Origin of the sequence: Achromobacter aegrifaciens (genome assembly GCF_902859965.1) — a bacterium.
GTDB classification, from domain to species: domain Bacteria; phylum Pseudomonadota; class Gammaproteobacteria; order Burkholderiales; family Burkholderiaceae_B; genus Achromobacter; species Achromobacter aegrifaciens.
The window spans coordinates 1-15,145 of sequence record NZ_CADIKO010000002.1 but is presented as its reverse complement, the minus strand read 5'-3'; the positions used below and the strand labels follow the sequence as shown (position 1 = coordinate 15,145).

Genomic DNA, 15,145 nt, shown 5'->3' with positions numbered 1-15,145 from the left:
CGAACTCGCGAACCTACCCGCCGACGCATCGCCATTTCAACCGTCAAAACCAAAATGATGAGAATCCACTATCCGCTGCGTAACAGCGAACCGCCGGCGCGGCCTCTCGCACCCATAGCGCGCGTCGCCCAGGCCGGCCTATTGACCATCGCCGTCACCGGCACATCCCTGGCCCAAGAACCAGGCCAAGCCGACATCGTGGTCACTCTCCCCACAGTAAGAGTGGAGGCAGACCGGGATTCCGCCACCGGACCGGTGTCCGGCTATGTTGCCGAACGCAGCCTTACCGGCACCAAGACCAGCACGCCGATCACCGAAGTACCGCAGTCCATTTCCGTCATCGGCCGAGACGAGCTGGATGATCGTGGCGCCTTGTCCGTGGTCGAGGCGCTGCGTTACGTACCTGGCGTGGCCAGCCAGACGTATGGCGCGGACATCCGCGGACAAGACGACTGGATCAATCTGCGCGGTTTCTCGGGCTACGGCACGTCGCTATACCAGGACGGCTTGCGGATGAACACCAACGCAGGCACCTTTGCGAGTCAGCGCAGCGAATCCTACGGTTTGGAACGCATCGAAGTCCTACGCGGGCCCACCTCAGTGCTTTATGGAAAAGGCGACGCGGGCGGAATTGTGAACCGCGCCAGCAAGCGCCCCGCCGCCGACTCGCCGCGCGAAATCGAGGTCCAGATCGGCAACGAGGACCGGCGCCAGCTTGCTGTGGACGTGGGCGGCGCGCTGGACCAAGAGGAACGGATCCTGTATCGGATCATCGGCCTCGGGATGAACGCGGACACGCAGGACAGGTATGCCAGCGGTGATGAAGTCTCGAACACGCGCCGCTATCTGGCGCCATCGCTTACCTGGAAACCGACCCCGGACACCTCGCTGACGCTGCTGTCCGAATTCCTCCGCGATCGCAACGACGGGTTTGCATTCCGCTATGCACCGCCCGGTGCGTCGACCCGGAAATCCGCGTCGCTGCTCGAAGGCGAACCCGGGTATTCGGGCTTCGATCAGGACCAGGCTGCCGTCGGCTACCTGTTCGAGCACAAGCTGAGCAGCGCCTGGACCTTGCGCCAGAACACGCGTTTGTCCGAGGTCGACGTGACCTATCGTCGCATCATGTCGCTCAGCCTGGAGGACGATGGCAGGACCATGCAACGCCAGGTACGCAAGTTCAAGGACGAAAACCGACAAATTGCGATAGACACGCAGGTCGAAGGCCAGGTCAAGACCGGCAGCATCGCGCACACGTTGCTGTTCGGCCTGGACGCAGAAAGGCAGAACAATGCCAGGCGGATCTACACGGGCGAGACGGGACCGCTCGACATCTACGACCCCGTGTACGGCCAGCCCGTGACGGTGTCGCCGATCGCGGACTTCGACGACTCCAAGCAGCGCTTGCGTCAACTCGGGCTGTACGTGCAGGACCAGATCAAATTGACGCCGCACTGGCTGATCACGCTGGGTGGACGCATGGACTGGACAACGTTGAGATCCCTCGATCGTCTGGCGGAAACCGATACCACGCAGAGAGACAACAAGTTCACCAAGCGCCTCGGGATCAGCTATCTCACCGGCACGGGTTGGACGCCATATTTCAGCTATGCCGAGTCGTTCCTGCCGACCGTCGGACGCGATGCCGACAATACGCCCTTCAAGCCTACGGAAGCCAAACAATACGAAGTGGGCCTGAAATTCACCCCCGACAACGGACGCAGCTTGTACACGGCCGCCTTGTACGACCTGCGCAAGACCAATGCGCTGACGGTGGACACGACGAACCCCGACTATCAGACACAGAACGGCGCCGTGCGGTCGCGGGGCATCGAACTGGAAGCAAAAGCGGCCTTGGCCCCCGGCATGGACCTCATCGCCACCTACACCTACGGCGCCGTCAAGATCACCGACAGCAACGGCCCCGATAAGGGCAAGGTGCCGACAGCGACGCCAAAGCAGATGGCATCGGCCTGGTTGAACTACCGCCTGCCGGACTCCGTGCTGCGCGGCCTCGGCATCGGGATTGGCGTGCGCTATGTCGGATCCGTCTACAACGACGAAGCCAACACCTGGAAAACGCCGTCGTTCACACTCTTTGACGCCGCCCTGCAATACGACACAGGACCCTGGCGCTTCGCGCTGAACGTCCAGAACCTGGCCGACAAGGAGTATGTCGCAATTTGCTACCAGTCGGTCGGCGATGGCAGCCAGTGCCAGTATGGCCAGGAACGGACCGTCGTGCTCAACGCACGGTATCGCTTTTGAGCCTCGTCATGTACGGGAAGCGGCGGTGATTCCCCTGCTTTCTCCGCTGTTCCAGGGTGACTGGGCCGCCTATGCGGAGACGCTGCATTGCGCCGCTGAATGGCCGGCCGGGGCGGTTCCTGTTGCGCGCCTGCTGGCCAGCGACGCGCTGCTCGACGCCACGCTGCGACGCTATGCCGCGCATCTGAACGTCTCGGGCAATGACCTGCGGGCTGCCGCCTCGGCCTGGAGTCTCGATTACCTGTGGACCTTGCTGCCCGCGACAGCCGCCGCGGCAAGCGTGCTGCAACATGTCTTCCCCATGCGGGCCGAAGACGTTGCGCTGAGCCTGAACGACTTCGGCGCTCCCATCCGCTTTCACATTCGCCATGAAGGCAGCGCAGCGCCTGCCAGCCCGCCGGCGGTCCGCTACGGCCTCCTGCTGGACGCGCACCTCGATCCGCTCTTCAAGGCCCTCAGCCGACAGACACGCGTCGCCGAGAAAATCCTTTGGGGGAACACGGCGCGCCATCTGGAGGCCATACTTGACCAAGCGCTGGCATTGACCGGCAACGCCGAACGGATCGCCCTGGACAAGCAAATCCTGCTGCAGCGTCCGCTTCGTCCTGACGGCCCCCCCAATCCCCTTTTTGGCCGACAGCGCGTCTCCGTGCGCACGGAGGACGGTGCCACGACGCCCCTCCTACTGCACCGCCAATGCTGCCTATTCCATCGCTTGCCAAGGCGGAGCTATTGCGGTGCCTGCCCCTTGGCGCCGGAACATCAGATTGACAAGAAACCGACAGGCAAGAACGCCGGTCCATGAGGCGTCGAGCAGCCGGTCGACCCCACTAAACAAACTTCATAACACCTCGTCTAGATATCTGCGACCCGGCCTCCCGGTCCGCTTGCACGCAACACGGCCCCGTGCAGTGCCTACCCAATCAGACCAAGGAGTGCGCCATTGGCCATTCATGACCTCATCGGCATCGGCTTCGGCCCGTCCAATCTCGCCCTGGCGATCGCCCTGGAGGAACAGCGGCAAGCCGGCGGCCCGAGCCTCAGTTCGCTCTTCATCGAACGCCAGGCGGAGTTCGCCTGGCATTCCGACATGGCGCTCGACCATGCGCACATGCAGGTATCCTTCCTCAAGGATCTGGCCACGCTGCGCAATCCGTGCAGCCCCTACACCTTCGTCAACTATCTGCACGAGAAGGGCCGGCTGCAGGACTTCATCAATCTCAAGACATTCTTCCCCAGCCGCCACGAATTCAGCGACTACTTCGCGTGGGCAGCGAGCCGCTTCGCAGACCGTTGCATCTACGGCGAAAGCGTGTTCGAGGTATTGCCCGAGAAGCGCGGCAATGTGGTCAGCGTGCTGCGCGTGCGCTCGCGCGACCAGACCGGGGAAGTACACGAGCGCCTGGCCCGCAACCTGGTGGTAAGCGTGGGCGGCACTGCCCGGATCCCCGAGAGCTTTCGCTCCTTACGCGACGATCCCCGAATCTTTCACTCCCACCGCTACCTGGACCGCATTGCCGCCAACGCCCAGGCCGGAAAGATCGCCGTCATCGGCGCCGGCCAGAGCGCCGCTGAAATATTCATGGATCTTCATGGCCGGCCTGGGGCTCCCCAGGTCGATCTCATCATGCGTGCGCGGACCATCAAGCCAGCCGACGACAGCCCCTTTGTCAACGAAATCTTCAACACCGGCTTCGTCGACCATATATACAGCCGCACCCCGGCCGAACGCCAGGAACTGCTGCGCGAGTTCCGCCATACCAACTATGCCAGCCCGGACCTGGAACTGATCCAGCAGCTGTTCAAGGTTCTCTACGAACAGAAGGTCAAGGCGCAGGCGCGGCACCGGATCCTGCCGCAGCGCGAGGTCGCGGCCGCCCGCGCCGATGAACATGGGGTCCATCTGACGCTCAACGAAACGGCCGACGGACCGGGCGACACCATCCGCTACGACGCAGTGGTGCTGGCCACAGGCTACGAGCGTCAGCAGCACAAGACCCTGCTGGCCGCGCTAGCGCCCTACCTCGGCGACTTCGATATCGACCGTCAATACCGGATCCAGACCTCGCAGGATTTCCATCCCGCCATCTTCATGCAGGGTGCCAGCGAACCGACGCACGGGTTGAGCGACACGCTGCTATCGGTGACGGCGGTGCGCACGGGGGAGATCGGTACGGCGTTGTTGGCGGCCGGGCGGCCTGTAGAGCAGCGGGCTACGGTTGGCGCACGCTGACCTGCTCCAGATCACGTCGGAGTCCCATGGAAATGACAGTGTCGATTTCGGATGCTAAGCATCCGGGCGGTCGATATCCCCATCGCCTACCAACATATCGATGAACTGCGAACGCCAGGCTATGGCTAAGCACAAAGTCGAACAATTCGGGCGACTACATCGCACCGTCGTTCTCTTGGGCCCTGTCGTCAGACAGGTGCTTGGTCCTGCTGATCGGATTCCAAGAACTTAAGGGCCCGGTATGGCAACTTCGTTGAGTACCTAGACCAGAGGATCAGATGGACAAGCGAAGCCCGCTCCGCATGCTGCGGGCACCTGAAACGTCAAGCCGTCAGCTACCCCTGTAAGCAAAAAGTCCCGGAAAGGGTGTACATCCGCGACGATCGTTCGTCTTGAACATAGTCGACTTACTTCTAGTTGCCTATCATTCAAGGAACCGACCTCAATGTGTCTCCCGTACATCCGCTTCAACCCGGCACTACTCACCGTCGCCATCTCCCTAACGCTGAGCGATCCGGGGATAGTTCGCGCCCAAGCCGCCACGGCAGACAATTCAGTAACCGGCATTGCAGCAGCGCAAGCACCCAATACCGCATTCAGTCCCCCTCCGTCGGTTGGGGCGGTAACGATACTGCCAGCCGTAGCCGTGGAGGCAGAATCAGAAAGCGCAAGCGGACCAATCAATGGCTATGTCGCCAAGCGCAGCGCGACCGGAACCAAGACCGACACACCGATCATCGAAACTCCACAGTCGATCTCCGTGATCGGCGCGGAGGAAATCGAAACGCGCAAGGCGGCCGACCTGATGAATGCCCTCAACTATACCGCCGGAGTCGTTCGCCTCGAGGGCGCAGATCGGACTAGCGAGTCCTTCCTTCTTCGTGGGTTCGTAATGAACCCCCAAAACGGGAGCTTCTACCGCGACGGAATGAAATACAACGTCAACACCTACAACGGCCTGCAGGAGCCCTACGGCCTGGAACGCATCGAATTGCTCAAGGGGGCTCCCTCCGTACTCTACGGTACCGCTGCCCCAGGGGGCATCATCAATACTGTCAGCAAGCGGCCAACCACCGACCCTCTTCATGAATTGAACGTCGACATGGGATCCTTCAATCGCAAGCAGATTTCAGGAGATTTTAGCGGCGCATTAACCGAAGACGGCACATGGTCATATCGACTGACCGCGTTGAAACGTGACAGCGACAGTTTCACCGACTACGTACCTGACGATCGAACCTACATAGCCCCCGCCTTGAAATGGCAACCAAGCGCCGGAACTTCGCTAACGCTGCTGTCGGAATATCAACGTGACCGTACGACATATGTCTATGGTTTACCCGCAGAGGGAACAATTCTGTCCAATCCAAATGGCAAGATTTCACGCAGCCGCTTCGTGGGTGAGCCAGATTACGACGATTTCGAGGTAACACGACGCTCAATCGGCTATCTCTTTGAGCATGCCTTGACGAACGATCTCGTATTGCGAAACAGCGCGCGTTATTTTGACGCCAACAATAACTATCCTTCAACATGGGACCGTGGAATTGCGAGTGACCTAAGAACATTGATCAGACGCAATTCGATAGACAGGCAGGATCGCTCGCGCGCCGTCGTCATGGATACATCGTTGCAGTACAAGTGGAGTACAGGAAACATCAGCCACACTAGTTTGCTCGGATTTGACTACACATCCCAGCACCATGAATCCGAACGCTACAGGCGAACCGCCCCGGAGCTTGACGTATTTGATCCTTTATATGGCGGAAGCTTGGGCACGCCAGAGCCACTGGACTATTCATGGAAGGACAATCGCGCCCAACTCGGCATTTACGCTCAGAATCAGGCGAAAATCGCTGACAGGTGGGTGGTGCTTCTGGGAGGGCGGTATGACAAGGCACGGAACAGTGAACGCGCATTTTTCACGGACGAGATCATCACCGACAACGAGAAGAGCCATGCCTTTACGGGCCGCGTCGGGCTGGTTTACCTGGCAGACAACGGCTTGGCGCCCTACGTGAGCTTCAGCCAGTCGTTCGAACCCCAATCCGGCACTGACCGTAACAGGGAAAGGTTCAAACCCACTCGCGGCGAACAATGGGAACTGGGTTTGCGATACCAGCCCGAGGGTGACATGCTGATCTCGACCGCCATTTACGATCTCACCCAGACCGATATGCTGGTCACCGATCCGGTAGACCCCGACTACTCCGTCCAGTTCGGCAAAGTCCGTTCGCGCGGCTTTGAACTCGAAATGAAGGCCAGGATCGGGCGGCAGGCAAACCTCATTTTGGCCTATGCCTACACCGATGCCCGCACGCTTGAAAGCAGTCCGCTCACGCCCGAAGAAAAAGGCAAGCGCACGGAAGGCGTTGCATACAACCAGTTTTCGCTATGGGGCGACTATAGCTTTGGGGAGTTTGGACTGCCCGGGCTGAAGGCAGGCGCCGGCATACGTTACGTCGGTTCGGCCGTAGCCCGTGGCCGAGGCGACTGGGGAAATGCAAGTGTGCCAGCTTTCACGTTGTTCGACGCGATGGTCAGCTATACAACAGGCCCATGGAAACTGGCGCTTAACGTGACGAATCTGACCGACAAGACTTATATCGCGTCTTGCACTTACGGGTGCTTCTACGGCGAGCCTCGCAAAGTGCTGGGAACAGTGACCTACAGGTGGTGAAGATCTGCTCCTTCATAGGCACGGTACGCTAGACGGAAACTCGCCAGAACATTGCACCTGCACTTAGTCTTCCGGGGAGTGTCATGTGGCTGGTCCTGCGCAACATCACTGGAACCAGGGCGGCGCCACATACGACAGGAAGGCTACTATTAACCAGTTCGCTGTCATTTGTACCGAATGCTTCACCGCCCCATATCATTGAGATAGCATCAACTGGCCTGATCGAATAACGATCAGGCTTCTATCTCTAAAACAAAAAAAAGTTGACACTCCGCCAGCTCCGCGTTGCCTCGGATCGGCATTCATAAATGGTCGCCCCCTCCGGGCGATCTGCAAACCGCTGGCCCCAAACAACACCGCCATCGAATAACACCCGCCCCTTTGCAGTAGCAGGTGCTCCTTCTCCGTCCTTCTCCTATCGCATCAGACGCAGCTCTCGACGCATTTGGTCAAATAGAGTCGGAGTTCGTACGATAAGAAAGTGATCCGCCGCCAACGTACTTTCGGCAATGGAAAGGTGAGACTTGACCCAAGTTGTGAACGCTGCCCTTTCTTGAGGTGCCGTATCCTCAGCCCACCATACCTTGACGCGTCCATCCAGCTCGATACCCGGGTACGGCTTGTTCCCCGCCGCACGAAGATTTCGCCCTGCCAGGAACATTCTTGCCAGCGCTTCTTCCCCCAGCGCTCCATACCAGTGCAAGTCACCGGTGTCCGTGTGAGTAAGCAAAACCTTCAGCATGGGGATCAACGCCTCGGGATCACGATAGGCTTGGTCAAGCAGCCCCTGCAGCGTTCGATTACTCAGTAGACGCTCGTGTTGGTTTTGCGGCAACAAGATCCCCAGAAACTCCCGCAATTCGGTCTCGTAGCCGATGGTCCCCTCGTCTCTTCGCGCAACAGGAACAAAAGGATCAATTGCCCCCACGAACTCTACCGCATGACCGTTGCGCTCAAGCGACTGGGCCGCCAAAACGGCGAGGGCTCCCCCCATGGACCAACCCGCAAGCAGAAATGGCCCATTTTGACCCGACTCGACGATTGCAGCAGCATACCGATCCGCAAGCTGCATCAGATCATTCGGCGCCCTCAGAGAATCTGCCGAATATGGTATTCCGATCACAGCGCAGTTGCTCGACTCCAACGTAAGCGCCAGCGTGGTGTAGTCCAGCAAATTACCCCAACCGTCATGCATAACAAACAGCGTGCGCAGGGGCGTCGTCACCGTATTCAGAGGAACACTGCTGCAGGAACGTGCTTCCTCCCCAGCCAACCCAGCCAAGCTGGGCCTGGAAAAAACGTCCCGCAACGTAAACCGTCTTCCGTGAAATTTGGCCGCGAGTCGTACAAGCTGCAGCGCCGTCAGCGAATTACCGCCCAACTCGAAGAAGTTGTCGTAGCGCCCAACCCGTTCGACTCCCAGTACCTCGGACCACATTGCTGCCAACGCCTCTTCTGCCTCGCCCTGCGGCGCCTCGTAGGCCCGAGCGCTCTCCATTCGTGATTCTGGTAGCGCTTTTCTGTCCACTTTGCCATTGGCATTGAGTGGCAAACTTTCCACTACCACGATCGCACTGGGCACCATGTAGTCCGGCAACTGCCGACCTAAACGCTCCCTCAGCTCCCCTGCTTGGACGGTCATCCCGGCTTGCAGCGACACGTAGCCAACCAGGCGCGCCCCGCCAGGCCCGTCGCGCGCTACTACCACCGCTTCTCTCACCTCCGCCTGCGATAGCAACCGTGCTTCCACTTCGCCCAATTCGATGCGCACCCCTCGAATCTTGACCTGATGGTCGATCCGCCCCAGGTATTCCAACTGGCCCTCGGCATTCCACCGCATCAGATCACCGGTGCGATACAGTCGGGCGCCGACCTCGTCAAACGGATCCGCAACAAAGCGCTCCGCGCTTAACCCTGGCCGTCCCAGGTAGCCGCGGCCCAACAGTTCACCGCCAATATACAGTTCGCCGGCCACACCCTGGGGCGCCCATTTCAGAGATTCATCGAGCACGTAGGCCCGTGTCCCCGAAATCGGCCTCCCTATCGGCACCAGGTTGTTCCCTTCTTCTTGGCACGTCCATTGTGTGACATGAATGGTCGTCTCCGTCGGACCGTACAGGTTCTGCAGACTTACACCCGTGAGCCGCCGTAGCACCTCCCGCTGCGTGGTAAGCGGCATGGCATCGCCACCGCATATCACGTAGCGTAGCCGTGTCTGCTTCTCGATACCTGCCTGGTCCAGGAACGCTTGCAACATCGCCGGCACAAAGTTGAGTGTCGTGATCTCGTGTTTGACGATCAGATCAATGATCCGCTGCGGATCACGATGATCTCCCGGATTAGCCACCACCAGTCGCACACCAACGGTCAAGGGCCAGAATATTTCCCACACCGACACATCGAAACTGAACGGCGCCTTGTGCAACACGGCGTCGGCTGCTGTCAAGGCATACATCTCTTGCATCCACGTCATGCAGCGACTCAACGCGTCATGGCAGATCGATGCGCCTTTGGGGCGCCCCGTGGATCCCGAGGTATAGATCACGTACGCGAGGTTCTCTGCGTGGATCGGGACCTGCGGATCGTGTCCAGGTTCGTCCTTCACGTCCAGCCCATCAAACTCCAGCACCGTCAGCCCGTGCAGCGTCGGCAGGCGATTCCTCACCGCGCGCTGCGTCAACAGTAACCGGATCCCGCTGTCATCCATCATGTAGGCCAGACGTTCGACCGGGTATTCCGGATCCAGCGGCACGTAGGCGCCACCCGCCTTCAGGATCGCCAGCAGCCCCACCACCATCTCGGTGGAACGTTCCACCGCGATTCCAACCTTCACCTCTGGCCCGACTCCAAGTCGCGTCAAGCGGTGCGCCACGCGATTGGCCTGTTCGTTAAGCTCTCCGTAGCTGAGCGACTCTCTTCCAAACACCAGCGCGGTCGCGTGCGGGCGTTCTCGCGCCTGTTGCTCAATCAACCGGTGCACCGGCTCCACTGCAGGGTAATGTCTTGTATTCTCCGCCCACCGCTGAAGTCGTTGCTGCTCGAAATCGGTGAGCAGCTCCACTTCACCAATTGCCTGCTGCTGACCGTTCGACAGCGCCTTCACCATACCCGCCAGTGCCGCCTTCATATACTCGCACTGCGGTTGCGCGCCTACGGATCTGTGCGCCTGACTCACCAACACGAAGCCACGGCCCAGATCATCCACTGACATGGAGATTGGGTAGTTCGTGCGTTCTTCGCCGCCCAGAGCCGTCATCCCCTCCCAGCCAGGCGTCGTTGCGTCGATGTCGGGCGCCACGTTGTAGCGGTAGTTGAGCAAGGCCGAGAACAAGGGCGCCCCGCCCGGCATCCCGCTGCAGCGTTGAGCCAGCGACAGACTGGCATGTTCATGATGCATCAGGCCCGTCAGCCCTGCATGAACCTCGCGTAGACATTGCTGTACGCTACGGCCGCTCAGCTTGACGCGGATCGGAAGCGTATTGATGAACATTCCCAAGGCTCGTTCGGCCCCCTCCCCACCCTGCATCCGTCCGAACAGCACGGTGCCGAACACCACGTCGGCTTTGCCCGTCGTCTTGGCAAGCACCAACGCCCAAGCCAGATGGAACAGGCTGGCTGCGCTCACGCCATGGCGCTGCGTTTGCCGACGGATATCGGCGCATAGTTCTGCTTCCAGCGTCAGCTTCTCTTCTTCTATCTCGCTGCCGTCGCCCTGCACGTCCAGCAGTCCGAACGGCGCCGTCGGCTCATCCACCTCCCCCAGCATCTTGGTGAAGAAGGCTTCATGTTCGGCCCGGCTGATGCCCAGTCTCGCCTGGGCGACAAAGCGCCGGAACGGCACGGGCACGGGTAACGCGGCCTCCTGGCCTTGCTGGATCTGTGCAATCTCTTGGACTATCAGTTCCAACGTCGTGTGATCCAGCACCAGATGATGGCTGGGCAGTTGCAGCAGCCAACGTCCTTGTACCGTATCCCGCGCGGCTACCGCGCGAATCATCGGAGCTTGGCGCACATCGATACGATGGCGACGTGGATCGACATGCGCATTCAGCCGATCGGCGGCACTGTCCGTGCCGGCCTCCTGCAACCACTCGATCTGCAAATGCGCTTGTCGCTGAACGACTTGCACCGGCTCCCTCAATCCTTCCCACAGTACCGCCGTGCGCAGAATGTCGTGACGCGCGATCACCCGGTTGAAGCTGTCGATGAAGCGCTCCAGTCGCTCCCGGCTGTCAAAGCTCAACAGGCAGGGAGTCACGTAGGCATCGCCCTGTTGCTCCAGCACGTGATGGAACAGGATGCCTTCTTGCAGCGGCGCCAGCGGATAGATGTCCTGGATGTTTACCGCACCTCCGGGCACCACCGCCTCGATCCATCCTATCTCCCGCGCATCAAGCTCCAGCAGGGTCAACATCTCCGGCTCGATTGCAGTGCAGCCAGCCGGGATCAAATTGGGTGGAACAACGACGTCATGCCGATCCTCAGCCTGCGCAACGGCTTGCGCAAAACCCGCCAGCTCAGGCTGCTGAAACAGCGTACGCACCTGCACGGCCAAACCCTGCGCACGCATGCGTTCCAGGACGCTTAGCGCCAGTAGCGAATGCCCACCCAACTCAAAGAAGTTGTCCTGGCGCCCCACGCGCTCGACTCCCAGCACCTCCGACCAGATCGCCGCCAAGACCTGCTCCACCTCGCCCTGCGGCGCCTCGTACGCCCGCATGCTCTCCAGCCCGGGCTCGGGCAGCGCCTTCCTGTCCACCTTGCCGTTGGCATTGAGCGGCAGGCTTTCCAGCACCACGATCGCGCCAGGCACCATGTAGTCCGGCAACTGCCGACCCAGACGCTCCCTCAGTTCTCCGACGTCGACGGTGTTTCCGACCTGCGCTGACACATAACCCACCAGCCGTGCTCCGCCAGGCCCGTCACGCGCCACCACCACCGCCTCCCTGACTTCCGGCTGCGACAGCAACTGCGCTTCCACTTCGCCCAGTTCGATGCGCAATCCCCGGATCTTGACTTGATGATCGATCCGTCCCAGGTACTCCAGCTGGCCCTCGGCGTTCCAGCGCACCAGATCGCCAGTGCGGTAAAGCCGGCCGCCAGCCTCGCCGAACGGGTCCGCCACGAAGCGCTCCGCGCTCAAATCCGCACGGCCCAGGTAGCCGCGCGCCAGCAATTCTCCACCGATAAGCAATTCACCTGACACCCCTTGTGGCGCAAGGTTGAAATCGGCATCCACAACCCGGAGTTCCCGGCCAGCCAAGGGCGTGCCGATCGGCATTTGCAGCGGGAGCGGCTTGCTTGCATTCACATAGGGCTGGCAGTCCAGCGTCGAGGCAGTGACGGTCGCCTCTGTCGGTCCATACGTGTTCAACAACCTGATCCGCTCCAGCCCGGCTGCACGCCAGGCATTGAGGCCTTCCGGCGGCATGGCCTCGCCACCGGCATGAACCTGACGCAACGCACCATAGTCTCGGACGCCTTGCCGGGCGAAGTCCTGTACCAGCAAGAGCCAGTACGCCGTCGTGATATCCACGACACTTATCTGCTTTGCCATCAGTTCCTGATGGAACGTGGAGCTATCCCACAAGGCAGGGCCGCGTAACACCACCGAAGCCCCCTGGATCAGGGGTGGAAACAACTGTTCGATGCAACCGTCGAAGTTCAAGGTCGCAAACTGGAGCATCCGATCCGCTTTGGTGAGCCCGAAAAAATCAACCGCTACTTGGGCATGCTCGACCAAACTGTGATGAGGGATGCCAACCCCCTTTGGCCGCCCCGTGGACCCCGAGGTATAGATCACATACGCCAGGTTCTCGCCGTGCACATCGACTCTTGGGTCGTTTCCAGATTCATCCGCCACGTCCAACGTTTCAAGCTCCAGAACCTCGAGCCCGTCCAGCGCCGGCAGCCGATCCCTCACTTCGCGCTGCGTCAGCAATAGCCGGATCTCGCTGTCCTCCATCATGTAGGCCAGCCGATCCACGGGATACCCGGGATCGAGCGGTACATACGCGCCGCCAGCCTTCAAGATCGCCAGCAGCCCCACCACCATCTCGATGGAACGCTCCACCGCGATCCCAACCCTCACGTCCGGCCCCACCCCCAGCCTGATCAGGCGGTGCGCCAGACGGTTGGCCTGCAAGTTCAATTCCGCATACGTCAGCGACTCATCGCCGAACAATAGTGCGCTCGCATGTGGATAGTCCCGTACGCGGCGCTCGATCAGCCGGTGTACCGGCTCCGCATCCGGGTACCGGTGAGCATTCACGCCCCATCCCCTTAGTTGTTGCTGCTCCGAATGCGTGAGAACCTCCACTTCGCCCACCGCACGTTGCGGATGGTTCGAGAGTCCCTCGACGATGCCAATCAAGGCAGCCTGCATGTAGTCGCACTGACGCTGCGCGCCAACGGACCTGTGCACTTGGCCCACCAATTCGAAACCCTGGCCCAAGTCATCCACCGACATATCTACCGGGTAGTTCGTGCGTTCCTCCCCGCCCAGCACTTTCATCCCCTCCCAGGCACGGACTGTTGCATCAGCGTCTTGCGCCACGCTGTGGCGATAGTTGAGCAGGGCCGAGAACAAAGGAGTTCCTCCCGGCAGCCCGCTGCAGCGTTGCGCCAGCGACAGGCTGGCATGTTCGTGATGCATCAGCCCAGTCAGCCCAGCGTGTACCTCACGCAAACTTTGCAGCACGCCGCGAGACCCAAGTTTGATGCGGATGGGCAGCGTGTTGATGAACATTCCCAGCGCACGCTCCGCACCCTCTCCGCCTTGCATCCGTCCGAACAACACGGTGCCAAACACCACGTCGGCCTTGCCCGTCGTCCTGGCCAACACCAGCGCCCACGCCAAGTGGAACAGGCTGGCCGCGCTCACACCATGACGCTTGGATTGATACCGGATCTCCGCGCACAACCCATCTTCCAGCGCCAGCCTCGCTTCTTCGACTTCACTGCCGTCGCCCTGCACATCCAGCAGACCAAACGGCGTCGTCGGCTCATCCACGTCGCCCAGCATTCGCGTGAAGAAGGCTTCATGCTCGGCTGCGCTCATGCCCAACCGCGCCTGCGCCACAAAGCGCCGGAACGGCACCGGCTCGGGCAGCGCCGCCTCCTGGCCTTGCTGGATCTGCACAATCTCTTGGACTATCAGTTCCAGCGTCGTGTGATCCAGTACCAGGTGATGGCTAGGCAGTTGCAGCAGCCAACGTCCTTGTGCCGCATCCTGCGCAGCCACCGCCCGAATCATCGGGGCCTGACGCACATCGATGCGATGGCGTCGAGGATCGACAAGTTCGTTCAGCCGTTCTGCCACGTCGCCGGCGGCCACGCCCTCCAGCCACTCGGTTTGCAGCATTGCGTGGCGATAGACGAGCTGAACCGGTTCCTTCAGCCCCTCCCACAACACCGCCGTGCGCAGGATGTCATGGCGCTCTATCACCCGATTGAAGCTCGCGATGAAGCGCTCCAACCGCTCCCGGCTGTCAAAGCTCAGCAGGCAAGGGGTTACATAAGCGTCGCCCTGTTGCTCCAGCATGTGATGGAACAGAATGCCTTCCTGCAGCGGCGCCAGCGGATAAATGTCCTGGATGTTCTTCGCGCCGCCTGGCACCGCCGCTTCGATCCGACCGATCTCCAGGGCGTCAAGCTCGAGCAGCGTCAGCATCCCAGGCTCGATTGCCGCGCAGTCAACCGGAATCAGATTGGGGGGCACGGCAACGTCATGACGATCCTGACCATGCATGACGGCTCGGGCAAAGGCCGCCAGTTCGGGCTGCCTAAACAGCGTGCGCACCTGCACGGCCAGGCCCCGTGCACGCATGCGCTCCAGCACGCTCAGCGCCAATAACGAATGCCCCCCCAACTCGAAGAAGTTGTCGTGGCGGCCCACGCGCTCGACGCCCAGGACTTCCGCCCAGATCGCCGCCAGCGCTTCTTCCACCTCGCCCAGCGGCGCC

5 protein-coding genes are annotated in these 15,145 nt (G+C 60.7%); 4 read left to right on the top strand and 1 reads right to left on the bottom strand.

The window, feature by feature from the left end; all coding sequences use genetic code 11:
• Positions 1-141: 141 nt before the first annotated feature.
• The 4 genes from HV793_RS11290 to HV793_RS11275 all read left to right on the top strand — a co-directional run bounded on the left by HV793_RS11290 (position 142) and on the right by HV793_RS11275 (position 7,181).
• Positions 142-2,268, top strand: a complete 2,127-nt coding sequence (locus HV793_RS11290; protein ID WP_244958632.1) for a TonB-dependent siderophore receptor — start codon at positions 142-144, stop codon at positions 2,266-2,268.
• Between the two features lie 25 nt (positions 2,269-2,293).
• Positions 2,294-3,073, top strand: a complete 780-nt coding sequence (gene fhuF, locus HV793_RS11285) for a siderophore-iron reductase FhuF (RefSeq protein WP_175213183.1) — start codon at positions 2,294-2,296, stop codon at positions 3,071-3,073.
• Positions 3,074-3,211: 138 nt separating this feature from the next.
• Positions 3,212-4,501 (top strand): lysine N(6)-hydroxylase/L-ornithine N(5)-oxygenase family protein, encoded by a 1,290-nt coding sequence (locus tag HV793_RS11280; RefSeq protein WP_119449114.1) that lies wholly within the window; start codon positions 3,212-3,214, stop codon positions 4,499-4,501.
• 445 nt (positions 4,502-4,946) lie between these two features.
• Entirely contained in the window at positions 4,947-7,181 is a 2,235-nt protein-coding gene (locus HV793_RS11275; RefSeq protein ID WP_175213182.1) for a TonB-dependent siderophore receptor, read from the top strand.
• 415 nt (positions 7,182-7,596) lie between these two features.
• Here HV793_RS11275 and HV793_RS11270 read toward each other — a convergent pair.
• A partial coding sequence (locus HV793_RS11270) for a non-ribosomal peptide synthetase (RefSeq protein WP_175213181.1) occupies positions 7,597-15,145 on the bottom strand: 7,549 nt, incomplete at its 5' end.

What these genes read in the sequence shown, in the direction of transcription:
- HV793_RS11275 (WP_175213182.1), top strand. Translation starts at nt 4,947, where the DNA reads ATGTGTCTCCCGTACATCCGCTTCAACCCGGCACTACTCACCGTCGCC.